Source organism: Amycolatopsis sp. FU40, assembly GCF_021903635.1.
Lineage (GTDB): Bacteria > Actinomycetota > Actinomycetes > Mycobacteriales > Pseudonocardiaceae > Amycolatopsis > Amycolatopsis dendrobii.
Map to the genome: position 1 here is coordinate 7,614,494 of NZ_CP091381.1, position 24,344 is coordinate 7,638,837.

Here is a 24,344-nt window from a genome sequence, read left to right on the forward strand (position 1 = left end):
CTCAGTGCGACAATCAGGCGGAACAGCGGCTGTCCGTCACTCGATCGGGGGATCCGTATCCCCCAGGCGTCACTTCTGCGGCGGGCTTCGCTCTTCTTCGAGCGTCACCGGACTTGAGCCGATGACGTTGCCCCGACCGGAAGCGCACCGGAGAGGGCATCGGGTCGCCGGCGCCGATCACGTAGCCCCCCGAGTGATCGGCGTCGGCGGCGCCCCGGTTCTCGCGCCAAGTGCCGAAAAAGGTGTCCAGACCACCTAGACTGCCCGGATGAGCAGCCCCACACGCAGGGGTCGCGCGCGAGCGGCTACCGAATCCGACATCCGCCGGACCGCGCGGAACCTGCTGGTAGGCCAGGGCCCGGAAGCCGTCACGCTGCGGGCCATCGCCCGGGAGCTGGGGATTACCGCACCGGCTCTGTACCGCTACTACGAATCCCGCGACGACCTGCTGGAAAGCCTCCGCCTCGACGTCTGCACCGACCTCGCCGCCGAAATCGCCGAGGACATCGCGGAGCTGAAGGACGAGGGCCTGCTGCAGCTGTTCCAGATCTGCAAAGGATTCCGCCGCTGGGCACTGACCCACACCAAGGAATTCACGCTGGTGTTCGCGTCGCCGACCGGGGCCACCGGCACCGCGACCGGCAGCGCGCTGCGCAGGCTCGACGAACCGTTCGGCCGGATCTTCCTCGCCGCGGCGGGCCACGTGCTCGCCCAGCACGACCTGGTGATGCCGCCGAACGACGTGGTCCCGCCCGAACTCCGCGACGACCTCACCGCGTTCCAGCAGGATCTGCTGACGGTGCTCAAGGAGTCCGGGCGGGAGATCCCGCCGGAGAAGCTGGACCTCGGGCTCACCTACCTGATGATCACCTTCTGGGCGCGGCTCTACGGCCACGTCACCCTCGAGGTGTTCGGCAACTACCCGATCCCGGTGTCCAAACCGGACGTGCTGTTCGAGGCCATGCTCACCGACCTCGCCCGCGACGTCGGCCTGTACAGCGATTAGGCCGCGTGGCCGCCGTCGACCGAGATGGTCGAGCCGGTCACGTACGCGCTGGCCGGCGAGGCGAGGAACGCCACCGTGTCAGCCACTTCCGAGGGCTTGCCGTACCGGCCCGCCGCGGTCATCGATGCCTGGTCCGCGGCGTACGGCCCGTCGGCCGGGTTCATCTCGGTGTCGGTCGGTCCCGGGTGCACCAGGTTCACCGTCACGCCGTTCGCCGCCAGTTCACGGGCCAGCGCCTTGGTCAGCCCCACCATCGCGGACTTGCTGACCGCGTACAGCACCATCCCCGGCCCCGGCACGCGATCGGTCACGCAGCTGCCGATGGTGATCACGCGGCCGCCTTCGCCGAGGTGCTTGGCCGCTGCCTTGGTCGCGGCCAGCACGCCGCGCACGTTCACCGCGAGCACGCGGTCGACGTCGTCCATCCCGGTCTGCTCCAGCGGGCCGACGAAACCGACGCCCGCGTTGTTGACCAGCACGTCCAGCCGCCCGAACTCGGCGACCGCCGCCTCCACCGCGGCCTCGACCGCCGCCGAATCCGCGTTGTCCGCACCGACCGCGAGCGCCCGCCGCCCGAGCGCCTTGATCCGGTCGACCACGTCCGCGGCCTGCTCGGCGTTCACCGCGTAGGTGAGCACCACGTCCGCCCCAGCCTCGGCGAGCCGCAGTGCCGTCGCCGCACCGATTCCGCGGCTCCCGCCAGTCACCAGCGCCACTTTGCCGTCGAGGTTCATGTCCGTCCTTTCCGTTTGTTTCGCTTTCAACCATCGAAGCGCCGAACAGCGGGCGAGGCTGGCGTCTTTCGGTCGTGGCGGTTCGATTCCGCACCCGGGCGGCCACAGCGTGTGACAGACTCCGGCCAGCGGGAAAACGGGGAGGGGGACGGGTTGCTGCACGTCCAAGAGCTGGTGAAGGTCTACAGCCAGCGCCGCGTGGTCGACACCGTGTCGTTCAGCCTGCGACCGGGCACGGTGACCGCGTTCCTCGGACCGAACGGCGCCGGGAAATCGACCACGCTGCGGATGATCTGCGGCCTGACCACGCCGACGTCCGGCACCGCGACCATCGCCGGCCGCCGTTTCGGCGAGTGGCCCAATCCGGCACACGTCGCGGGGGTGCTGCTCGACGCGTCCGCCGTGCACCCGGGCCGCACCGGGAGACATCATCTGCTCAACGCCGCGAAACTCATGCGGCTGCCCGCCGCCAGGGTGGACCAGGTGCTCGGACAGGTCGGCCTCTCCGACGCGGCGAACCGGCGGATCGGCAAGTACAGCCTCGGCATGCGGCAGCGGCTCGGCATCGCGCAGGCGCTGCTGTGCGATCCGCCGGTGCTGATCCTCGACGAACCGATCAACGGCCTCGACCCGGACGGCATCCGCTCCACCAGGCAGTTGCTGCGCGGGTACGCCCAGCGCGGCGGCACCGTGCTGCTGTCCAGCCACGTGCTGTCCGAAGTGGACCAGACCGCGGACCGCGTGGTGATGATCGGCCAGGGCCGCGTCGTCGCCGACGGTCCGCTGGAGAGCTTCGCCGGACCGGCCCGCACGCTTATCCGCACCGCCGACCTTCCCCGGCTGACCTCGGCGCTGCACAACGCCAGGCTCGAACTGCGCCAAACCAGCGCGGACGGGGTGTCCGTCGCCGCCCCGATGAAACAGGTGTCCGACCTCGCGTTCGCCGCCCGCGTGCAGGTGCTGGAGCTGCGCGAGGAACAGCAGAACCTGGAAGAGCTTTTCTTCCGGCTCACCGGAGGAGCCCGATGATCCCGGCACAGGCGCCCGCCTGGCAGGCCCCGGCGCAGCGGCGCGCGTCGTTCGGCACCGTGGTTGGCGTCGAACTGCGGAAGATGACCGCGACGGTGGCGGACAAGATCCTGGTGCTCTCCGCGCCGATCCTGCTGGTGACGCTGTCGCTGCTGTTCTTGCAGGGCGGACTGCGCGACTACACGCTCGACAAGCAACTGCTGCCGGTGTTCCTCACGATCCGGCTCGGCGCGGTGCTGATGAACGTCGTGCTCGTGAAGCTGATCGCCGCCGAATGGCATTACCGCAGCTCGCAGCCGACCCTGCTCGCCCAGCCGTCGCGGCTGCGCTACGTGCTCGCGCAGGCCACCATCGCGGTCGGGGTCTGGCTGATCACTTCCGGGCTGAACCTGCTGATGACCTTCACCTACTACCGAAGCCAGCTCGAGGGATACGACACGCAGTTCCTGCTCGACGCCCGGCCGGGCGCGATGGTCACGACGATCCTGCTCGGCGGGTTCTGCATGACCCTGCTCGCGGTCACCATCGGCTGGCTGATCCCCAACACCGCCGGATCGATCACCGCCTACGTCCTGCTGTCGCTGCTGTTCGTGTTCCTGCAGAGCGGCATCGACTACGCGGGATGGGTCGATCCGGCCGAACCCGCGCGGCAGCTCGCGGGAATCGCCAAGCACGGACCGGTCGCGCTGGCCACGTCGCTGGTGGTGTGGATCGGCCTCGCCGGGGTCGCGATCTGGCGGGCGGGCACGCGCGAAGCGGCGTGACCGCGGGTCAGCCTGCCAGCGAGCCGCCACCGGGGTCGACCGCGTTCAGGTAGGCCTCGGCGGCCTTCTGCGCGTCCGGACAGAACTGCTGAGCGGTCTGGCGGTCGACGTCGACACTGTCGCCGGGGACCGGACCCTTGCCCGCCTCGGTGCCGACCCGGACCGTGACGACCTGCAGCGAGCCGGTGTTCACCGCGACCACGCAGCCGTATCCCTGGAGCTGGGAAACCGCGTAGTAGCGGTCCAGCACCAGCATCCGGCGGAAGTGGTGGACGCTGTAGTCGTAGACCTTCCACCAGCCGGGCCACGGCTCCGGAATGCGCTGGTCCGGGTCCATCGAGCCGACCTCGACCTGCGTGCCCGCCGACCGCTGCATGACGCAGGCCTTGGCATACGGGTTGAACATCGGCGAACTGCCGCCGAGGGCGCCCAGCAACTGCGGGTTCTTCTCGAACTGCGAACAGTCGCCGGGAAACAGCTTCGGCCTGCTCGTGATGACCGGCAGCGTGTCGTAAGCGATCGAATCCGCCGGCAGCCGCGGCGCGGGTTTCCCCGGCGGCGGAGCGGGCGCGACGGCGCACCCGGGCAGCAAAGCCGCCGCTGCGACAGCGCTCGCGATGATCGCGGTGATCGCTCGGTTACGCACGGAAAGCACAGTACCGGCCCGGGATCGGCTCCCGGGCCGGAACGAGCTTTTTCAGAGCACGATGTTGACCAGACGGCCCGGCACCACGATCACCTTGCGCGGCGTCTTGTCGCCGACCAGCGCGGCGATCTTCTCGTCCGCCAGCGCTGCTGCCTGCACCGCGTCGTTCTTCGCGTCCGCGGCCACGGTGATCCGCGAGCGGACCTTGCCGTTGACCTGGATCGGGTACTCGACCGAGTCCTCGACCAGGTACTTCTCGTCCACGACCGGGAACGGCCCGTGCACCAGCGAATCGGCGTGGCCCATCCGGTGCCACAGCTCCTCGGCCACGTGCGGAGCCAGCGGGGCCAGCAGCAACACCAGCGGTTCGGCCAGTTCGCGCGGGGTCGCCGCGGCCGAGCCGTACGCCTTGGTCAGGTGGTTGTTCAGCTCGATCAGCTTCGCGCCCGCGGTGTTGAACCGCATCTCCGCATAGTCCTCGCGGACCCCGGCGATGGTGCGGTGCAACAGCTTCCGGTCCGCCTCGGTCGCCTCGTCCGCCGAAACCCGCAGTTCGCCGGTCTGCTCGTCGATCAGCAGCCGCCACAGCCGCTGCAGGAACCGGTGCGCGCCGACGACGTCCTTGGTCGCCCACGGACGCGACATGTCCAGCGGACCCATCGACATCTCGTACAGCCGGAAGGTGTCCGCGCCGTAGGTGTCCGACATTTCGTCCGGCGTCACGGCGTTCTTCAGGCTCTTGCCCATCTTGCCGTATTCCTGCTTGACCTCTTCGTCGCCGAAGAAGAACTTGCCGTCGCGCTCGACGACCTCCTCAGCAGGCACATACACGCCGCGCTTGTCGGTGTAAGCGAACGCCTCGATGTAGCCCTGGTTGAACAGGCGGCGGTACGGCTCCTTCGAGGACACGTGGCCCAGGTCGTACAGCACCTTGTGCCAGAACCGCGAGTACAGCAGGTGCAGCACCGCGTGCTCGACGCCGCCGACGTACAGGTCGACGCCGCCCGGGTCGTCCACGCCGTGCTCGGCCGGGCGCGGGCCCAGCCAGTACGCCTCGTTCTCCGGCGCGCAGAACACGTCCTCGCTCGTCGGGTCGACATAGCGCAGCTGGTACCAGCAGGAACCGGCCCACTGCGGCATGACGTTGGTGTCGCGGCGGTACTTCTTCGGCCCGTCGCCCAGGTCCAGGGTGACCTCGACCCAGTCCTTCGCGCGCGACAGCGGCGGCGACGGCTCGGAGTCGGCGTCGTCCGGGTCGAAGGTCTTCGGCGAGTAGTCGTCGACCTCCGGCAGCACGACCGGCAACTGGTCCTCGGGCAGCGCGATCGGCAGGTTGTTCTCGTCGTAGACGATCGGGAACGGCTCGCCCCAGTAGCGCTGGCGGGCGAACAGCCAGTCGCGCAGCTTGTACTGCACCGTGCCCTCGCCCGCGCCGCGGTCCTCCAGCCAGGCGATGATCGTCTTCTTGGCGTCCGCGACGCCCATGCCGTTCAGGTCGACGGTGTCGTTGGCCGAGTTGATCGCCGGGCCGTCGCCGGTGAACGCCTCGCCCTCGAAGCCCTCGCCCGGATCGACCGTGCGGACGATCTCCAGCTCGAACTTCTTCGCGAAGTCGTAGTCGCGCTGGTCCTGCGCGGGCACCGCCATGATCGCGCCGGTGCCGTAACCCATCAGCACGTAGTCGCCGACGAAGACCGGGATTTCCTTGCCGTTGACCGGGTTCACCGCGTAGCTGCCGGTGAAGACGCCGGTCTTCTCCTTGTTCTCCTGCCGGTCCAGATCGGACTTGCGGGAGGCGGCGGCCCGGTAGGCGGCGACGGCCTCGGCCGGCGTCTTCGCGCCGCCGGTCCAGCTTTCCGGGTGCTCGCCCGGCCACTGCGCCGCGGTCAGCTTCTCGACCAGCGGGTGCTCCGGCGCGATCACCATGTAGGTGGCGCCGAACAGCGTGTCCGGACGGGTGGTGAAGACCTCGATCTTCTCGTCTCCCGCGGCGAACGAGACGCGCGCGCCCTGCGAGCGGCCGACCCAGTTGCGCTGCATGGACTTGACCTTCTCCGGCCAGTCCAGCAGGTCCAGGTCGTCGACCAGGCGGTCGGCGTACGCGGTGATCCGCATCATCCACTGGCGCAGGCTCTTGCGGAACACCGGGAAGTTGCCGCGGTCGCTGCGGCCGTCCGCGGTCACCTCCTCGTTCGCGACGACGGTGCCCAGGCCGGGAGCCCAGTTCACCGGAGCCTCGGAGATGTAGACCAGCCGGTGGTCGTCGATGATCTTGCGCTGCTCGACGGAGCTCAGCTCGACCCACGGACGACCGTCCGGCGTCGCGCGCTCACCCGCGGCGTACGCCTTCTCCAACTCCTCGATCGGCCGCGCCTTGCGGGCGTCCTCGTCGTAGTAGGAGTTGAAGATCTGCAGGAAGATCCACTGGGTCCACTTGTAGTAGTCCGGGTCGATCGTCTCGATCGACCGGCGCTCGTCGTGGCCCAGGCCCAGCCGCTTCAGCTGGCGGCGCATGGTGGCGATGTTCTGCTCGGTCGTGGTGCGCGGGTGCGTGCCGGTCTGCACCGCGTACTGCTCGGCGGGCAGGCCGAACGCGTCGTAGCCCAGCGTGTGCAGCACGTTCCGGCCGATCATCCGGTGGTAGCGCGCGTAGACGTCGGTGCCGATGTAGCCCAGCGGGTGCCCGACGTGCAGGCCGGAGCCGGACGGGTACGGGAACATGTCCTGCACGAACAGCTTGTCCGAGGGCACCGGCTCGCCCGCTTCCGCGAGCGGACCGACCGGGTTCGGCGCGTGGTAGGTGCCGTGGTCGGACCAGTGGTCCTGCCAGCGCTGCTCGATCTGCCCGGCCAGCTCCGCGGTGTAGCGGAACGGCGGGGCGTGCTCAGCGTCCGCGGCACTCTTCGCCGCGGCCCCGGTGGCCTCGTCAGACCCTGTCATCGCCGTCTTCCTCCGTGTCGAGCCACTCCCAGAAACAACTCGACCCCCCAAGCCAGAAGGCATGAGGGGTCGCCGCGCCGAGCCGGTCATCGGACCAGGTCAGCGCGGCAGGCCAAGGAGCAGCCGAGCCGTGTTCATGCACTCATCGTAACGCGCTGGTCAAAGCCGTTCCGACGGGACCGCCAAAGCGACGACCTGGGTGACTTGCGACGCGGAGAAGTTGTTGTCGCTCACGAGCACGAGACTGCGCTCCCCGGACGGCAGCGCCGGGCCCCAGGTCATCCCCTCGATGTTGTCCACAGTGGACAGCGGAAGAGCGGAAAGGTCGGCGAGCAGCCGCTTCTTCACCGGCTTGACGTGCTTGGCGGCGGTCAGCGACGGCGTGTTCAGGACGTTCGTCGCGCCCGTAGTGTCGATTTCGAAGATGCGCACCTTGTTGCCGACGCCGGTGACGAAGGACCGCTCCATCATCAGGAATTTCGTCGGATCGGCCTGGTTCACCGCGAGCATCGAGGAGACTCCGGTGTCGGCGAATCCCGTGGCGGGCTTCGGCTCGGCGAAAAGTTTCTCCTGCGGGTACGCGTACTGCGCGAGCACGTGCCCAAACCGGCTCTGCAGGGTGATCCGCGACAACGCACCCGACACCGGCGTCGGCGGCGGCCCGTCCTGCAGCAGCGGGGCCTCGACCTCGCTGGCCAGCAGCGTGCCGAACCCGGTGTAGGCGAGGCCTTCGAGGACGTAATTGCGGCGCGGACCGGCGTCCGGCGTCATCCGCTCGTTGGCGGGCAGCGGCAGGTCGCGGACATAGTGCCCGTCGCGGGTCGCCTCGCGGATCGACGGCTGGATCAGGTGCTGGTCGGCGAGCCGATCGCCTTCCTGCGACCAGGTGTAGTGCCCGGTCCACGGGTCGACGCGCAGTTCCTCGGGGTCGATCGTCTGCTCGTTCTGCGGAGCGGCCGGGTCGTTCTTCGCGAGCGGTGGGTAAGGCGTGCCGCTCGGGCGCAGCAGCGGATGCGTGCCGGTGAAGGTGACCGGACCCACACCGTTCGCGCCGACGTCGAACTTCGCGGTGTAGAAGCGGGCCGGGTTGATCGCGGACCGGTCGTCGCTGATGAAGACATAGCCGCCGGTGCGCGGATCGAAGTCGACCGACGACAACCCGCCGACTGTGGTGCCCTGGAACTGCAAGTTGTGCGGTACGAGCTGCTCACCGAGCAGCCGAACCGGCCGCGGCGCGGCATCGGCGGTTCCTGGGATGAGCAAGGACAGCGTGACGATCCCGGCGGCGGCGAGCAGCCGGTGTCGCGTGGACGAAGACATGGCCCGTAGCACAGCCGACGAGGGTATCCGGGACATTGCCGCGAGGTCACGCTTATCCTCAGAGGGTGTTCGCTATCGCGCTCGTTCCGATCGTCCTGGGTGTCGTCGTCGGCTGGGGTGGATTCCTCGGCGTGCGCGGACGGCTGAGCAGGGCAAGCGGAGCCGGAGTCCGGACCGAAGCCTCGATGCGCAGCGAAGAGGCGTTCAAACTCGCCAACCGGGTCGCCGGAATCCCGACCCTGGCCGGCGGCGCGGCCGCGGTCGTCTGCGGACTCGCCGGTCTCGCGATCCCCGCCACGGCGGGCCTGGTCGCCGCCGCGATCGTCGGCTTGCTCGGCCTGCTGGTGATGGTCGTCGCCGGAGCCCGGATGGGCGCGCGAGCCGCCTTGACCGTGCCCGCCCCGTCGCCGGTTCCCGCTGGCTGCAGCGGCTGCGCGTGCGGCGCTGGCGGCTGCGGAGTCCTGCAGAAGTCCAGCGAGGCCTAGTTCCGCTGCAAATCGCCAGGATGGGTGGCCAGCAACGCGAGCGGCACCCCCTGGCGGCGCAACACCTGACCCCACAGGTCACGGCTGGGCGGCGCGAGAATGTCGCTAGGCAGCGCAGGAACGATCACCCAGTCCTCGCGCTCGATCTCGCCCGCGAGCTGCCCCGAGTCCCACCCGGCATAACCCGCGAACACGCGCACGCCCCGCACCTTGGGCACGAGCACCTCGGGATCGCTGTCCAGATCAACCAGCGCGACCGGCCCCCGCACCGCGACCACCCCCGGAACGCTGGAAGCGGTCTCCCCGGTCCGCAACGCGGCGAGACAAAGCGCGGTCTTCTTGTCGACCGGCCCGCCGACGAACACCGACTGCGGCTCGGCGACATGCGCGCCCCACCCCGGCAGGACGTCATTCACCGGAACATCGGACGGCCGGTTCAAGACCACCCCGAGCGTGCCCTCCGCCCGATGATCGATCACGAACACCACGGTCCGCTTGAAGTTCGGGTCGAACATCGTGGGTGCGGCGACCAGGAGCGTTCCCGGTTCAACCTCGGCGTCCGCTGGCACGCCACCCATGATCCCATCACCCGCCACAGGAAATCCTCCCGGCACGGGAACACCAGCACCACCCGCCCCGTTGAGAACAATGAGCCGGCGCACTCGTGTCCCCCGGGCTCACTGAAGAACCGCCTTTGTGGAATACCGGTCCGGCCGGAGCCACACTGCGCCAAGCCGCCGAGAGGCGAAACGAGTGCGCCGGTGTTCTCTTCTCCTGTTCGGTGCTTCGCACCTTCCCCGTCCCACCGGCGCCGTGTACCCGGGGGGCCGAGCCCCCCGGACCCCCGCGGTGCCTTCGGTTGCGGTTTTCGGGGTGGGCGGGGGCGGAGCCCCCTTTGCTTGGGAGCCGTGGGTGGGGTTCTTCGGTTCGGTTTCGTTGGGGGCTGGGGTGGGTCTTCAACGCTTGAGGCACGCAGATCGCCACCTAAACCTGCCCATCGCCCAAAACCTGCCCTCGGCCAAGGCAGGAGGGCCTTCGAACTCCCTGCTGCCTGGCCACGTCAGCTCGCCAGTCAACAACGTTGCCCCGAACCAAAGCGGGTGGATCTTCGGCGTTTCGGGGTCGCTGCTCCCATCCATGCCAGCTCGCTGTCCAGCGAGCTGCCCCGAACCAGCGTGGGTGGATCTTCGACGCTTCGGCCCGCGGTTCGCCGCCCACGCCTGCCCACCGCCCAGCAACGTGCCTCGGACCAGCGCGGGTGGGGCTCAGCCCGTTCCGGAGGTCGCTGCTCGCGACCTCAGCGAGCTCGCTGTCCGGCGACCTGTGGATCTTCGTCTTCGGGCTTGTTGCTGGGCTAGCCAGGCCAACTCACCACCTGCCCCGAGCCGAGGCGGGTGGGCCTTTAACGCTTCGGGGTCGCTGCTGATCGCCCAAGCCGCTAACCATCGCAACCTCCCCGCCATCCCGGCGCGTTTGGTCCTGTGGGCTGCCGTTCCTAGGGGGCTAGCCCTTCGCGGGTTGCGGGCGTCTGTCGCGGGATGGGTTTTGTTGGCGGGGGCTCGGATTTCGTTGGTTTGTCGGGGTTGGTCGGTAGGGTTGTGTGGTGAGGGTGGGGGAGCGGGGGCAGGTGCGCGGGCTCGTCCGGGATCCGTCGTTTCGGCGGTTGTTGTTCACCCGGTTCGCGGCTCAGTGGGGCGACGGGGTCTTCCGGGCCGGGCTGGCCGGAGCCGTCCTGTTCAATCCCGAGCGGGCGACTGATCCGCTGGCCATCGCGGAGGGGTTCGCGGCTTTGCTGCTGCCGTATTCGCTGGTGGGGCCGTTCGCGGGGGCGTTGCTTGATCGGTGGGATCGGCGGCGGGTGCTGGTGTTCGCCAATCTCGGGCGGGCGGTGGCGATCGTGGCCTCGGTCGTCGCGGTGGGGGCCGGGGTGGGCGGGATCGGGTTGTTCTCGCTCGCGTTGCTCGCCGAGGGAATCAGCCGGTTCATTGGGTCCGGGTTGTCTGCTGCGTTGCCGCACGTAGTCGAGCCGCGAGCGGTGGTTTCGGCTAATGCGGTCGCGGCGACGCTGGGGTCGGCGATCGCGGTCGTTGGCGGTGGGTGCGCGATCGGGTTGCGGGCGGTGTTCGGGTCTGGAGATGTCGGGTCGGCGGAGACTACGGCGTTCGCTGCGGCAGGGGCGTTGGTGTCGGCGCTCCTTGCGCACCGGTTCGCGAAAGGCGTGCTGGGGCCGACTGTTGTTGATGAGCCGATTAATCCGGTGGTGGCCGTTGCGCGGGGGCTCGCTGACGGGGCTCGGCACGCGTGGCGGGCGCCTCGGGTCACGGCTGGGTTCGTGGCGTTGTTCGCGCATCGGGCGGCGTACGGGATTTCGTTGCTGCTCAGCGTGTTGTTGATGCGCAATTACTTCGCTGACGACGGGATCTTCCGCGCGGGACTGCCCGGGCTTGGGCAACTGGTCGCGTGCGCTGGGGCGGGCATTCTTGTCGCGGGGCTGGTGACGGCTCGGCTGATTCGGTCGCTTGGGCGGACTCAGGCGGTGCTGGGGTCGTTGCTCGTTTCGGCGGTCGCGCAGGCTGCGCTGGGGTTGCCGATGCTGCTGCCGTTGGCGTTGATCGCATCGTTCCTGATCATGGGGACCGGACAGGTCGTGAAGCTGTCCGTCGACTCGTCGGTGCAGCTCGATGTCGCGGACGAGGCTCGCGGGCGGGTCTTCGCGCTGTACGACACTCTGTTCAACATCACCCAGGTGGCGGCGGTTTCGCTCGCCGCGCTTTTCGTCAAGGACAACGGGTACTCGCCCGAGCTCATGGTGGTCGCGACCGCGCTCTATCTGCTGGGCGGTGCCGGATATCTGCTGGCCCGCCGACGTCACGGCGATTCGCTGCCGCAAACCGTTGAACCCAAACGGGGGTAGTAACTCACCGTCTGGCATTAGGGTGACTTGTGACCCGGTCGAGTTAATCTCGGCACGCGCAACAGACACGGGGGGCCACCGTGAGCACCATCGGCGACGACCGTGCCCGTCTCGACGCCGCTCCAGCTGTCCTGACCTCGCCCGACGGGCTCGTCCGCGCGACCGCCGGGCCGGCCGGCACGCTTGGCAGGCTCGAATTCGCCCCGGACGCCTTCGAGCGGACGACCCCCGCACAGCTCGCGTCGACCGTCCAGACGCTCGTGCAGCACCTGGCCGACGCACCCGAACCGCAGCACAGCTCCTCGATGCCCGCCCCGCGGCCGACCCCGCGCCGCGTCCGTCCGCGCGGAACCGTTCCGCAGAACCGCCGTCGCGGGTCCTGATGTCGTCCGCTCCGGACGAAATGATTCACGTGGAACCAACGGGTACCGGTCAGCAGGCGCTCGTCGAGATCGGCAGGCTGATCAAGGCGCACCGGGCCGATCCGGACGCGGCGGCCGGGATCGGATTCGCCCAGCTCGGCGACCATTTCGAGGTGCAGGCCCGCAACACCGTCGCCAGCACCGAGGTGGTCCAGCGGCTCACCGCGTTGCGTGCCGAGATGTATCGAGAGGGACTCGGCACCTGGGTTCAGGCACGTTACGTGCTCACCCCGGACGGTGCGTTCGACTTCGACTACTTCACCGACGACGAGCCCCCGTGGACGACGCCGCCCGATTCGTCCGCCTACCTCGCCGAACTCGCCACGTTCCCCCGCGACGACGAGCACCTTCCCGACTGGTGGCGGCTGCACGTCGGACTCCCGCTCGGCGTCGAATTCCGGCACGCCACCGCCGGAACCGGCGAACCGCTGCCGGAGGAAGAGATGCCGCTCGTGCTGCGGTATCTCGAACGCGAGGCTGAGGTCGGCGAAACACACCGCACTGACGGCACCTGGATTTGGCCGGTCGAAGTGGCCGAGCAGCTAAGAGAACACGGCACAGCGCCCGAGCCGGAACTGCTCCAGCACATCCGCGACCTGGGCTTTCATCCGCCGTACGTCGAGCCTCTGGTGCGCCGCACGGCGGAAGCCGACCTCACCGGGAAACCCCGGCCACGACCCACTCCGGACGACCTCCAGCGGACCGCGGGCGACGTCGCCGCGGAGCGGGAAACCAACCCGGATCCGGTCCTGTCCGACGCCGAACTCCTGACCTACCTCGGCCACCGGCTCGACTCGTTCGGCGTGTGGCGCGACGTCCGCTGCCTCGGCGGGCGCGAAGCCGGGAAATGGAGCCTCTACCAGGTCAAAGCCGGTTGGACCGTCGTCGCGCCAGACGGGCGTGAACAGATCTTCGGCCGTCTCGAAGACGCCGCCCAGCAGCTGCTCGGCGCACTCCTGATGCATCCCGCGCGCGCGACCGGCGGCCGCGAAACGCCGCTGGAAACGGCGCGAGAGGTCGCCGACTGGCCGGTCCAGCCCGCGCCGGGTGACCCTCCCCTCACGCTGCTGCGGAACAAGAGACTCACTCGGTTGGCGGAAGGTACCGTCGTTCTGCGATTCGGCGAAGAACCCGGCAACCTGGTCCACCACCAGGCGGTACGGTTCGCGACGACGTCCCTGCCACTCGAACGGGAGCGCATGACCAGCACTTTCCGCCTCCGAAGATCACTCCATGTGATCACCGGGGTGACGGTGCCCTGGGCGAACCTCCCCGGAGGCGCGGTGGCGTACGTCTTGCCCAAGCCGATCGCGGAACACGAGTCCGACGGAAGCCTGGAGAGGATCGAGTAGGTGGAAGCGGCGGAAGCGGTGGAGAAGGTCGGGAAGTGGTTGCGCGCCGTGCACGGCCCCGAGGTCTCCGGACCGGGCGGCCTCCGGGTCGACCACGACCGCGTGCTGCGGGTCCCCGAAGGCTGGTCGATCCCCTACAACACTGTCGCGTTCCTCGACGACGGACGCCCGGACAAAGAGCTGTTCCCCGCCCCGTCGGTGCTCGTGCGCGAGCCGGACGGCGAGTTGCGCCAAGCGCATCCGCATCCGGGCGGGCTCAGCACCCCGGTCGCGTACCCGGGCCAGGAGAGCTGGCGCGAGGTCGTCGACCCGGAGTACGCGAAGGCCGGGCTGGGCGAACTCGGCGTGCCGCTGCCCGCGGTCGCGGGCTGGGTGAAGGTCGACAACGACGGCCACCAGACCGGTGACGAACGCGAGAACCCCGAGTACAAGGCCGGGCCGATCCGCCGCGGCTACCCGAAGCCGGAAAACCCGCTGGAAACGCTCCTCGCCTTCGCGAGCGTCGGCTGGCTCTCGCGCGAACAGCTGCTCATCGGCCTGCTGCGCTGCGAAGTCTTCGTGCCGTTCGACCTCAAAACCGGCGCGACCGACCGGTTCTACTTCTCCGAGGAACGCAACGAGCTGCGCGTCTTCAGCTCGACCCGGCATCTGCCCGCCCGCGAGCACGCCTGGTGGCGAGTCGACTTAGCGACACTGGCCGAGTTCGAGCACCCGCCGAACCTGGTGATCAACGGCGGTCCGGCCACCTTCGAGGACGTCGCGGGCGCCGAGCTGACCGCCATTGCGAAGCGGTTTCCCCGGCAGGAACCGCGGGTCGACGAGAACGGCCGCTGCCCGGAAATCGAAGAGGACCTGGAGAAGTTCGCCGTCGAAACCGCCGCGCGGATCGGGCTGGACAAGCCGGTCGACGTGCCGAAGGCGGCTGCGGAACGCGCGCGGCGACACGGTTTCGAGCTGACCGCGGACGAATGCCGCAAGACCGTCCTCGGCCGGTCGTGGCTGCGCCGGTTCGAACAACCGGAGCCGAGCCGCTCCCGGCCGAACGACTTGCGCGCCAACGGTCTCGTGCCGTCCTGGGACAACGACGGCCGGATCGTCCCGAAGCTCGACACGTTCGGCAAATACCCCGAGGTGAGCCTGGAGAACTTCCGGTACGGCTGGCAGCGGGTCGTCGGCGCGTGGGTTGGCTTCGCGCTCGGCGAGGCGCTCGGCTCGGCCGTCGACCGGATGCGGCTGGACGAGATCGTCTCGACCTACGGTCCAGACGGTGTCCGCGACCTGCCGCTCGCGTTCGATCAGCCGGGCCGGATCGGCTCGATGACGCAGCGGCTGCTTTTCCTGACCGAGGCGGTGATCCGCAGCCCGCATCGCGAGCAGCCGGAGTCGCGCGACGTCGAAAAGCTGTTCCCCGGCGTGGTCCGCGGCGCGCTGGGCCGCTGGCTGCACACCCAGGGCGCGGCGATCCAGAACGCCGACGGTTTCCTCGTCAAGGTGCCCGAACTGCATGCCCGCCGCGCGATCGACGACGCCGAGCTCAACGCGTACCACGCGCTCGTCACCGGCGATCCGCAAGCCGCGCCGATGTCGGGCCCGGCCGCGCTGCTCGGCGCGCTGCCCGCGGTGCTGACCGCGGCGGGTCCGGGCACCGGGTTCAGCGGCGGCATCGGCCAGGTCGTGCGCGATCTCGCCGGCGTGACGCATCAGCCGGACGACGTGGCCGCCGCGACCTACCTGGCGTGGGTGTTCGAGAAGGCGCTCACGAAGGACTCGTTCAGCTACCCGGTGTGGAATCTGTCCCGCGAGGTCCTCGACGAGCACGACGGCCCGGAGTGGGGGCCGGTGCGCGACCTGGTGGCCGAGGCGGTGCCGTTCTTCGGCGAGCACGGGCTGCCGGACCTGCGCATGCCGGAGCTGATCGGCGACGGGCACAGCACGCTGTCCGTCCTCGGCCGTTCGTTCGCCGCGCTGTCCGGATTCGAGAATTACCCGGAACAGGCCATGCTGCGCGCGGTGAACCACTCCGGCCGCAGCGCGCTCACCGGCGCGTTGACCGGTGCGCTGCTCGGCGCGCGGGTGGGCGTTCCCGGCCTGCCCCGGAAGTGGGTCGAACAGCTTGAACTGCATCACCTGATCGAACAGGTGGCGACCGACGCGCTGTGGCATTTCGACCGCCATTCGGCGCGCAACGCACTCGGCGACGCCTGGGTGCAGCGCTACCCACGGCACTGATCGGTCACCCGAGCAGGTATTTGTGGGCGCATATTCTCCCGTCTCCGGTGACCGATGGTCGGGTCGTGACACGGTCAGATAAGTTCGTTGCGGCTACACGGGGGACTTCGGGGAGGAACCAGACGTGCGGTACCGGGTGGAATCGGGAGAACGCCCAGACGGCCTGTACGCGACGCTCGACGATCGCACTTTCGCGGCACAACGCTCCACCACCGACGGCACGCTGCTGCTGACCGTCGTCGGCGACGAGGAAGCGCCAGAGGGGTTCGACCGCGAGCATGAGGGCAAACCGGCGAGGGTCGTCCTCGCGAACGAGGTGCCCGCGACGTTCGACCTGCGCACCTACGTCGAATACGACGACGAGCTGTTCGAGGTCGCACCGGGCGACCAGGCGAATCTGACCCTGCGCTGGACCCGGCACGATCCGGTGCGCGCCGCGCAGCTCGGGCTCACCGATTTCTCGGTGACCGTTCCGGGCAAGCAGCTTACCGGGCTGTGGCTGACCCGGCACGACTACGGCGAGCCGAAGGCCGAGACCGAGGGCGGCGACCAGACGCGGATCCTGCGGGGGATCGGCCGCACGCTGCGCCAGGTGCCCGGCGGGTGGACGCGGGTCGCGGCGCAGTTCCGGCAGGTCGGCGACTACTCCGAGCTGGAGGTCCGCGCGGTCGGCGACGAGAACGGCCCGGTTTCGGTCGCGCTGCCCGGCACGCCGCAGCTGAGCACGCTGTTCTCCCAGCTGCGCGCCGCGATGTACCAGCCGGAGACCGGCACCTGGTTCCAAGGCACCTTCACGCTCGACGCCGATTCGCAGTTCGATTTCGACTTCGACGCCGACCAGGAGCCGGACTGGCGGCTGCCGCCCAACGACGGCGGCGAGCCCGCCCGCGAGTCCTATCTCGTGGAGCTGACCCGGTTCCCGCGTCCGGACAAGCATTTGCCGGACTGGCTCGGCGCGAAAGCCGGGCTGCCGCTGACGGTCGGCTTCCGGCAGGCGCGACCGGTCGACGCGCACAACGAGGGCGAGCGGCCCGTGGTGAACCGCCCGCCGGTGCCGCCGGACCAGGTCCGCGGCGTGCTCGACTACCTGTTCCGCTCGCCCGTCGTACTGCACCGGCCGGTGCCGCAGCCGGACATCTTCGCGCCCGGAGCGCCGCCGGACGTGCCGCAGGCCTTCCACACCGACGGCACCTGGATCTGGCCCGCCGCGGTGCCGCATTACCTGCGCAAATACGGCGTTCCGCCGGAGCCGGAGCTGGTCGAGCACATCCGCGCCGCCGGGTTCCGGCCGCCGATCGTGCGCGATCTGGTGCGCGCGACCGCCGAGGCCGACGTACTCGGCAAACCGCGTCCGGGACGTACCGAAGCCGACATCCCGGACGACAGCTCGCTCGCCCGGGCGGTCCGCGGCGAGCCGACCCTCGGCCTGCGCGCGGCCGAGACGTTGGCGCTGTTGCAGCAGCGACTCGTCGAACACGGCGTGCCGTCGTCGGCGTACCGGATCGGCGCGAACGAAGTGCCCGCCGAAGGCGTGTGGACGTTGCGCCGCGCGGAAAACAGCTGGGAGGTGTCGCGTCCACCCGCGGTAGAGCCGGTGGCGTTCGCCAGCCTCGCCGACGCGGCCCGGTTCCTCCTCGGCACGCTGCTGATGCTGCCGCCGCAGGCCCCGGACGAATCCGATCAGCCCGCGGACTGGCCGATCCTGCCGATGCGCGGCGAGCCGCCGTTGTCGTTCTTCCGCGGCAAGCGGATCGTCGCGCTGCCCGCCGGCACGACGGTTGTCCGGTTCGGCCCCGAGGCCGGGAACCTGGTGCACCCGAGTTCGGTGCGGTTCCTCGAAACCTCGCTGACGCCGGACCGCGAACGCGACCGGCACGAGTACCGCGTGCAGCGCACGGTCCGGGTGCTGACCGGCGTCACCACGCCGTGGGGGCCACAACCCGGCGGGGCCACCGCGTACCTGCTGCCGCGGCCGATCGCGCAGCACCTCGAACAGGGTGCGCTATCCCGGCTGTGAAGCCGTGATCAGCACGGCGGGCGACCACCAGTAGTCCGCCAGCGGTTCCACGGTCACGTCGGCGAACCCGGCGGCCTCGAGCTGCCGGGCCCACTCCGCTACCGGATGCTCCCAGTTCGTCCGCGCCGTCCCGGCGGCGACGCCGAGCAGCACCGGCAGCAGAAATCCTTGTGCCACCAGAGAAGCCTGCTCGCCGTATTCGGCGACGCCGCGTTCGTACCGCTGCGCGAGCGATTCCAGATCGGCGGTGTCCGGCACGTCGAATTCGGCCAGCACCAACCGTTCCGTCCGCGCCCGCAAGGCATTCAGGACCGAGGCACGGACGGAAGGCTCGATCGACTGCAGCGCGAACGTCGACTGCGTGAGGTTCCACGTGGAACCATCGGCGGCGAGAAAGTCCTGCGCGGTCAACGAAAACCTGCGCGCACCAGGGATTTCGACGTCCGCGAGCAATGCCTCCGACGGCTCCACCAGGTCGATCCGCTCCGGCCGGAACGAGGCCCGCGCCAACGCCGGTTCGATCGCCAACCCGTCGCCGCATCCGAGATCCAGCAACGCGTCCGGACGCCAGGAGTCGTACCGCGCGGCCAATTCTTCGCTCAACCGCCGATACAACCCGACGTTCCCGCCACCGCGGATGAACGCCGTGAACGCAGCGGGCTGGTCGTACACCGGACCGCTCGGACCCGCCGCGAGATACGTCGCCAGCTCAGCACCCAACGGCGTCCCGGCCTCGGCGGCAAGCGCACCCGCCCGCTCGGCCTCGCCGTCCCGGTACGCCGCCAGCGCACCGGCCACCCCGCTCACAGCGGCACCCACAACGTCACCCTCGTTCCGCTCCCCGGACTCGATTCGACCAGCGAGGTCCCGCCGACCTCGGACAACCGCGCGGTGATCGACTCGCTGATGCCGAATCCGGCCGGCCGGTCGTGCGGACTGAAGCCGGTGCCGTGATCCCGCGTGATCACCGCGATCCCGCCGTTGCGTTCCTCCACACGGACCACGACCTTGTCCGTCTCCGCGTGCTTCATCGTGTTGCGCATGGCTTCCCGCACCGCGTCGCGGATCGCGATCTGCCGGACCTCGGACAGCGTGTCGTTGTCCAGCTCAGCGATCACCAGCTGCGCGCGCAGCCCGTCGCGCGCCATCTCCGCGGCCAGCGCCGCGAGCTTCTCGCCGAGCGGCCGCGCGCCCTCCTCGGCCCGCTGCGCGGCGGCGGTCTCGATCGTCTGCCGCAGTTCGATCGCCTGCGCGCGAGCCAGCCGCTGCACCTCGACCAGCCGCTGATCCGAATCGCCCGGACCGCCGAGCGCGATCGCTTCCAGCGTCTGCAGCACGGTGTCGTGCAGCATCCGGTGCTGCCGCGCGCGTTCGGCGAGCCGCCCGTTGCGGATCCCGTACGCGAGCGCCAGCCGGATCCCGAGCCCGAGCAGGATCAGCGCGCCGACCGCGGTGAACAGGACGCCGAACAACGTCGGGTACAGCGACGCGGCCTGCGCGAAATCGAAGGTGCCGTGGTTGAGCAGGTCCGACAGCAGCCGCACCGGCAGGCTGAGCGCCGCCAGTCCGATCCCGGACGGGATGCCGACCGCGAGGGTGAGCAGGGCGACGCTGCCGAGCAGGTGTTTGTCCGCGACGCCGACCGCGTCGTGGAACACCGCGGGCGACACCGTCGCGCCGATGAACAGCTCGAACGCGAGCGTGGCCACGAGGTCGATCAACAGCAGCCGTCCCGCGAGATCGCTGCGGAACGGGGCCCGGCGCATCATCCAGAACAGACCGAACGCGCTCAGCCCCACCGAGCACACCGCGACGATCGCGACCGACGCCAGCCCGGCCGACCCGTGCTTGACCGCGTACGAGGCGAATGTCGCGGGCACCATCAGCAGCCGGTAGACGAGCGGGACCAGCACCACGTACCGGGCCGCACGCAGCAGCAGCCCGTCGCGCTGCCGTTCGTCGACCGGGCCGGCCATCCGGGAGATCCGCTGGAACGCGCGCACCGGGGTCGGATCGCCGATCTCGTCGGTCAGCCCGGTCGCCGCCGTGGCCAGTGCGGGCGTGCCGCGCCGCAGCAGCATGACGAGAAAGCTGGCTCCGCGCCGATCCCCGTTCCGCTGCCGCGTCATCGATCCCCCTGTTCGGTTCGAGACAGGGAGTATCTCGGCTGGCCGGGTGATGATCCAGAGCCCAATGGGGGATCGTGGCGAACCCGCGATCCGGAATTCATTTCTTGGGCCTACTCGCCCGAGCCGAGTCCCTCCGCCGCCGCCCACTTCTTCAGCTCGGCGACCGCCTCGTCGTGCTCCAGCGGACCGCGGTCGAGCCGCAGCTCCTTGAGGAACTTCCACGCCTGCCCGACCTGCGGGCCCGGCGGGAGGCCGAGCAGCCGCATGATCTCGTTGCCGTCGAGATCCGGCCGGACCCGGTCGAGGTCCTCCTGCTCCTTGATCCGCGCGATCCGGGCCTCGAGATCGTCGTAGGTCGCCTGCAGCGCGGCCGCTTTGCGCTTGTTGCGCGTGGTCGAATCGGCGCGGACGAGCTTGTGCAGCCGGGTCAGCAGGTCACCGGCGTCGGTGACGTAGCGGCGGACCGCCGAATCGGTCCACTCGCCGCCGCCGTACCCGTGAAACCGCAGGTGGAGGAACACGAGCTGGGAGACCTGCTCGACGATCTCCTTCGAATACTTCAGGGCCCGCAAACGTTTGCGGGCCATCCGCGCACCGACCACCTCGTGGTGGTGGAAGCTCACGCCGCCGCCGGGGGTGAACTCGCGGGTGGCCGGCTTGCCGATGTCGTGCAGCAGCGCGGCCAGCCGCAGCACGAGGTCCGGCTCGCTGGCCGGCTCGTGCGATTTCTCCAGCGCGATCGCCTGCGCGAGCACGGTCAGCGAATGCTGATAGACGTCCTTGTGCTGGTGATGCTCGTCGATCGCCAGCCGCATGCCGGGCAGTTCGGGCAGCACCCGGTCGGCCAGCCCGGTGTCGACCAGCAGCTCGAGGCCCGGCCGAGGGTCGGGGGCCAGCATCAGCTTCGACAGCTCGGTCTGGACCCGCTCGGCGGTGATCCGGTCGATCTCCTCCGACATCGACGTCATCGCCTCGACCACGCGCGGCGCGGCGGTGAAGCCGAGCTGCGCGGAGAACCGGGCGGCGCGCATCATCCGCAGCGGGTCGTCGGCGAACGACTCCTGCGGCAGCGCCGGGGTGTCGAGCACCTTCAGCCGGAGCGCGTCCATGCCGTCGTGCGGGTCGATGAACGTCTTCCCGACCAGGTCGATCGCCATCGCGTTGACGGTGAAGTCGCGGCGGAGCAGGTCGCCCTCGATGGTGTCGCCGAAGGTGACCTCGGGGTTGCGGCCGACGCGGTCGTAGCTGTCCGCGCGGAACGTGGTGATCTCGAGCGTCGTGCCGTTCTTGGTGACGCCGACGGTGCCGAACGCGATGCCGACGTCCCAGACCGCGTCGCCCCATTCGCTCACGATCTGCAGCACCCGGTCCGGGCGCGCGTCGGTGGTGAAGTCGAGGTCGTTCGACAGCCTGCCGAGCAGCGCGTCGCGCACGCTGCCGCCGACCAGGTACAAGCTGTGGCCAGCGCGGGCGAAGCGCTCGGCCAGCTCGTCGGCCAACGGGGACACTCGCATCAGTTCCGTCACCGCGTTCTGCTGGGCGACCAGGTTGTTCACTCGAATCCCACCACGAAAATGGCGCCACCACCGCGGACGCCGCCGGACACGGACACGGAGAGCCAGAGTACCCGGGCGACCGTTTGCTCTAGCATCGCAGCATGTCTGGATCCGCCGGTCGCGCCGGGCCGCCGACGCCGCGCCGGCGGCGACGGCGCCACCGCGGCAGGCGGCTGACCACCGTCGACGAGACCTCGGCCGGCGGACTGGTCGTCGACCCGGAGCGGGAACGCGCGGTGCTGATCGGGCGGCTCGACCGACACGGCAGACTGCTGTGGTCGTTGCCGAAGGGCCACATCGAGGACGGGGAGACGGTGGAGCAGACCGCGGTGCGCGAGGTGAAGGAGGAAACCGGCATCTCCGCGCGCGTGCTGCACCCGCTGGGCACCATCGACTACTGGTTCGTCGCGCAGCAGCGCCGGGTGCACAAGACCGTGCACCATTTCCTGCTCGAAGCCACCGGAGGCGAACTGTCGGACGAGGACGTCGAGGTGACCGAGGTCGCCTGGGTCCCGCTGGCCGAGCTGGAGACCACCCTCGCCTACGCGGACGAGCGCAAGCTGGTTCGCGGGGCAGCAGAACTTTTCGCGCCCGACGAGCGCGGCTGAGAGGGAGCACCCGAGTGAAGCGGCCCGCCGCCTTCTTGCTGTCTTTGCTGATCGTCGCCGCCACCGCGTTGTTCGGTGCGCCGGCGGGCGCGCAGGAGAATCCGTCTCCGGAACCGGCCCGGCTGCGGCTTGACCTCGGCCAGCTGAACCCGCGCGTGATCACCAGCTCGGACCAGGCGATCACGGTGACCGGGACGGTGACCAACACCGGCTCCCGGCGAATCATGAAGCCGATGGCCCGGCTGCAGATCGGCGAACGTCTCGCCAGCCCGCGCGCGATGGATTCGGTGCTCGCCGGGAACCCGGTGCAGGACTCCCCGCTCACCGACTTCACCTCGCTCGCCGAGGAACTGGAGCCGGGCCAGAGCGCGCGGATGGAGATCACGGTGCCGCTCACCGGGCCGCGCGGCGCGGCGCTCCGGCCGGGCGTGTATCCGCTGCTGGTGAACGTGAACGGCACCCCGGAGTACGGCGGCCCGGCCCGGCTCGCCGCGGTGAGCTTGCTCATGCCGGTGCTGTCGACGCCGGGCCACGCGAGCAACCAGGCGACGCAGCGGCATTCGAAACTGGCCGTGTTGTGGCCGATCACCGACAGCGCCCCGCACGTCCAGTCCGCCCCGTTCGGCGTGCCGATGACGCTCACCGACGACGCGCTCGCCGACGAGCTGAGCCCGGGCGGACGGCTGTATTCCCTGGTCTCGGCGGCGCGAGCGGCGCAGGAGACGAATCCGAAGATCGGCGGCTCGCTGTGCTTCGCCCTCGATCCGGACCTGCTGCGCACCGTGGACTCGATGCGGAACGGCTACCGGGTCAGCGGCGGGGCGGCGGGCAAGGGCGCGGACGCCGCGTCGAACTGGCTGGCCGCGCTGCGTGCGCTGGTCACCGGCCGATGCGTGATCCCGCTCCCGTTCGCCGACGCTGACCTCACCACGCTGGGCAAGATCCGCGGTGCCGACGGCAACCCCGACGCCGGCCTCATGACCACGGCGCTGAACGGCACCGCGACGATCCGCGAGGTGCTCGGCGTCGAGTCGAAGAGCGGCGTGCTGTGGCCGGGCGGGACGCCGGACGACAAGGCGTTGTCGGCGATTTCGTCGGGCGGCTTCCAGACCGTGCTCACCGACAGCGGCAAGCTGCGGGCAGGCGGTGACGACGAGACCGTGACCGGCGCGGCGACGCTGTCCGACGGCCTGCGCGCGCAGCCGACCAACTCGATGGCCACCGCCGGTCTCGCCGGATTCGCGCCGAGCCCGCAGACGCCGACCACCTACAGCGGAGCGTCGCAGCGCGCGGTCTCCACGCAGAACGGTCTCGCCGCGGTCGCCTTCGAAGCCGGGCTCGGCCGCACCGAAGGAGCCAACGGCGGGCCGCTGCTCGTCGCCCCGCCGCGGCGCTGGGACGCCACCACCGAAGAGCTGAACGCCTTCCTGTCCGGGCTCGGCAAGCTCACCACCGCGGGCGTGACGGCCGGTTCGACGCTCGACGACTTGCTGGGGAGCACGCCGGAAGGCAGCGCTTCGCTGGCCGCGGACACCCGCTCGGACGGCGGCGCGGCGGTCGCCAGCCAGCTGTCCAGCCTCGACCAGGACTCCACCGGCCTGCTGTCCGCGATGCAGATCGACCCGAGGAACCGGGTCGAGCCGAAGGCGATCGTCGGGCCGGTGCGCGACGCGCTGGTCCGAGGCAGCTCGACCGCGTTCGGCCCGTCGGCGGGGGTGGCGTCCGCCTCGGCGAACGCGACCGCCGAGCTCGCCGCGATCCGTGACCAGGTGACCGTCGAACAGCCGAAGCAAACGTTTGCGCTCGCGTCCGGGTCGTCGCCGCTGCCGGTGTACGTGCACAACGACCTGCCGGTCGGCGTCACCGCGCAGATCGTGCTCCGGAACAACATGGGCGTCCGGCCGGAGCAAGCGGACAAGAACCTGCTCTTCCCGGCGAAGGGCGGGCAGACCAGGTACGTGCAGATCGAGGCGCTGCGGGCCGGTCGCCTGTCGGTCGATGTGTCGTTGACCACCCCATCGGGCACTGATCTCGGCGCGACCGCGCGGTTCGAGCTGACTTCCACCGAATACGGCCCGATCACCATCATCGTCACCGTCGTCGCTGGTTGCGCACTGCTCCTGCTGGCGTCGCGGCGGATCTACCGGCGGATCAAGGAAAGCCGCGGCGGCACGCCCTGACAGCCGAAGGGGC

19 protein-coding genes are annotated in these 24,344 nt (G+C 69.9%); 11 read left to right on the forward strand and 8 right to left on the reverse strand.

Going from position 1 to position 24,344, the window contains the following annotated elements; translation table 11 throughout:
* Window positions 1-268 precede the first annotated feature (268 nt).
* The gene (locus L3Q65_RS35860; RefSeq protein WP_182892987.1) at window positions 269-1,006 is read left to right on the forward strand and encodes a TetR/AcrR family transcriptional regulator; all 738 of its coding nucleotides are present in this window, start codon (window positions 269-271) and stop codon (window positions 1,004-1,006) included.
* On the opposite strand, the gene L3Q65_RS35865 is transcribed toward L3Q65_RS35860, so the two are convergent.
* Entirely contained in the window at window positions 1,003-1,740 is a 738-nt protein-coding gene (locus tag L3Q65_RS35865) for a 3-oxoacyl-ACP reductase family protein (RefSeq protein ID WP_182892988.1), read from the reverse strand. The genes L3Q65_RS35860 and L3Q65_RS35865 overlap by 4 nt on opposite strands.
* Before the next feature lie 153 nt (window positions 1,741-1,893).
* Between L3Q65_RS35865 and L3Q65_RS35870 the strand changes: the two genes are divergently transcribed.
* Window positions 1,894-2,769 (forward strand): ABC transporter ATP-binding protein, encoded by an 876-nt coding sequence (locus L3Q65_RS35870; protein WP_182892989.1) that lies wholly within the window; start codon window positions 1,894-1,896, stop codon window positions 2,767-2,769.
* A complete protein-coding gene (locus L3Q65_RS35875; RefSeq protein ID WP_182892990.1) occupies window positions 2,766-3,533 on the forward strand; it encodes a hypothetical protein in 768 nt (255 codons plus the stop codon). Before L3Q65_RS35870 ends, L3Q65_RS35875 begins: the two co-directional genes overlap by 4 nt.
* 7 nt (window positions 3,534-3,540) lie before the next feature.
* Here L3Q65_RS35875 and L3Q65_RS35880 read toward each other — a convergent pair whose 3' ends face one another.
* The 3 genes from L3Q65_RS35880 to L3Q65_RS35890 all read right to left on the reverse strand — a co-directional run bounded on the left by L3Q65_RS35880 (window position 3,541) and on the right by L3Q65_RS35890 (window position 8,439).
* A complete protein-coding gene (locus L3Q65_RS35880; RefSeq protein ID WP_220507613.1) occupies window positions 3,541-4,179 on the reverse strand; it encodes a hypothetical protein in 639 nt (212 codons plus the stop codon).
* 51 nt (window positions 4,180-4,230) lie between these two features.
* Window positions 4,231-7,119, reverse strand: coding sequence for a leucine--tRNA ligase (gene leuS, locus L3Q65_RS35885; RefSeq protein WP_182892992.1), 2,889 nt, complete (start codon window positions 7,117-7,119; stop codon window positions 4,231-4,233).
* Window positions 7,120-7,278: 159 nt separating this feature from the next.
* Window positions 7,279-8,439 (reverse strand): esterase-like activity of phytase family protein, encoded by a 1,161-nt coding sequence (locus L3Q65_RS35890; protein WP_182892993.1) that lies wholly within the window; start codon window positions 8,437-8,439, stop codon window positions 7,279-7,281.
* A 65-nt stretch (window positions 8,440-8,504) separates the two neighbouring features.
* Between L3Q65_RS35890 and L3Q65_RS35895 the strand changes: the two genes are divergently transcribed.
* On the forward strand, window positions 8,505-8,924 hold the full coding sequence (locus L3Q65_RS35895) for an SdpI family protein (RefSeq protein WP_009085294.1): 420 nt from the start codon (window positions 8,505-8,507) through the stop codon (window positions 8,922-8,924).
* Here L3Q65_RS35895 and L3Q65_RS35900 read toward each other — a convergent pair.
* A complete protein-coding gene (locus tag L3Q65_RS35900) occupies window positions 8,921-9,502 on the reverse strand; it encodes a YqgE/AlgH family protein (RefSeq protein ID WP_037809108.1) in 582 nt (193 codons plus the stop codon). The genes L3Q65_RS35895 and L3Q65_RS35900 overlap by 4 nt on opposite strands.
* Before the next feature lie 1,022 nt (window positions 9,503-10,524).
* Here L3Q65_RS35900 and L3Q65_RS35905 point away from each other — a divergent pair.
* The 5 genes from L3Q65_RS35905 (at window position 10,525) to L3Q65_RS35925 (ending at window position 17,858) form a co-directional block, all read left to right on the forward strand.
* The gene (locus L3Q65_RS35905; RefSeq protein WP_237597669.1) at window positions 10,525-11,838 is read left to right on the forward strand and encodes an MFS transporter; all 1,314 of its coding nucleotides are present in this window, start codon (window positions 10,525-10,527) and stop codon (window positions 11,836-11,838) included.
* 80 nt (window positions 11,839-11,918) lie between these two features.
* Window positions 11,919-12,221, forward strand: a complete 303-nt coding sequence (locus L3Q65_RS35910; RefSeq protein ID WP_182892995.1) for a hypothetical protein — start codon at window positions 11,919-11,921, stop codon at window positions 12,219-12,221.
* A 20-nt stretch (window positions 12,222-12,241) separates the two neighbouring features.
* Window positions 12,242-13,612: a TNT domain-containing protein gene (locus tag L3Q65_RS35915; protein WP_370648143.1), complete on the forward strand. Its 1,371-nt coding sequence runs from the start codon at window positions 12,242-12,244 to the stop codon at window positions 13,610-13,612.
* Complete coding sequence (locus L3Q65_RS35920; protein WP_182892997.1) at window positions 13,613-15,841, forward strand: ADP-ribosylglycohydrolase family protein; 2,229 nt, start codon at window positions 13,613-13,615, stop codon at window positions 15,839-15,841.
* A gap of 124 nt (window positions 15,842-15,965) precedes the next feature.
* Entirely contained in the window at window positions 15,966-17,858 is a 1,893-nt protein-coding gene (locus L3Q65_RS35925) for a TNT domain-containing protein (RefSeq protein ID WP_237597670.1), read from the forward strand.
* On the opposite strand, the gene L3Q65_RS35930 is transcribed toward L3Q65_RS35925, so the two are convergent.
* The 3 genes from L3Q65_RS35930 to L3Q65_RS35940 form a co-directional block, all read right to left on the reverse strand.
* Window positions 17,844-18,677, reverse strand: coding sequence for a class I SAM-dependent methyltransferase (locus L3Q65_RS35930; RefSeq protein WP_182892999.1), 834 nt, complete (start codon window positions 18,675-18,677; stop codon window positions 17,844-17,846). The genes L3Q65_RS35925 and L3Q65_RS35930 overlap by 15 nt on opposite strands.
* The gene (locus L3Q65_RS35935; protein ID WP_182893000.1) at window positions 18,662-19,987 is read right to left on the reverse strand and encodes a sensor histidine kinase; all 1,326 of its coding nucleotides are present in this window, start codon (window positions 19,985-19,987) and stop codon (window positions 18,662-18,664) included. Before L3Q65_RS35935 ends, L3Q65_RS35930 begins: the two co-directional genes overlap by 16 nt.
* A 110-nt stretch (window positions 19,988-20,097) precedes the next feature.
* A complete protein-coding gene (locus tag L3Q65_RS35940) occupies window positions 20,098-21,501 on the reverse strand; it encodes a CCA tRNA nucleotidyltransferase (RefSeq protein WP_246412253.1) in 1,404 nt (467 codons plus the stop codon).
* 143 nt (window positions 21,502-21,644) lie between these two features.
* On the opposite strand from L3Q65_RS35940, the gene L3Q65_RS35945 reads away from it, so the two are divergent.
* Both L3Q65_RS35945 and L3Q65_RS35950 read left to right on the forward strand, forming a co-directional pair.
* Complete coding sequence (locus tag L3Q65_RS35945) at window positions 21,645-22,151, forward strand: NUDIX hydrolase (protein WP_009085315.1); 507 nt, start codon at window positions 21,645-21,647, stop codon at window positions 22,149-22,151.
* Window positions 22,152-22,165: 14 nt separating this feature from the next.
* Entirely contained in the window at window positions 22,166-24,331 is a 2,166-nt protein-coding gene (locus tag L3Q65_RS35950; RefSeq protein WP_237597671.1) for a DUF6049 family protein, read from the forward strand.
* Window positions 24,332-24,344: the final 13 nt, after the last annotated feature.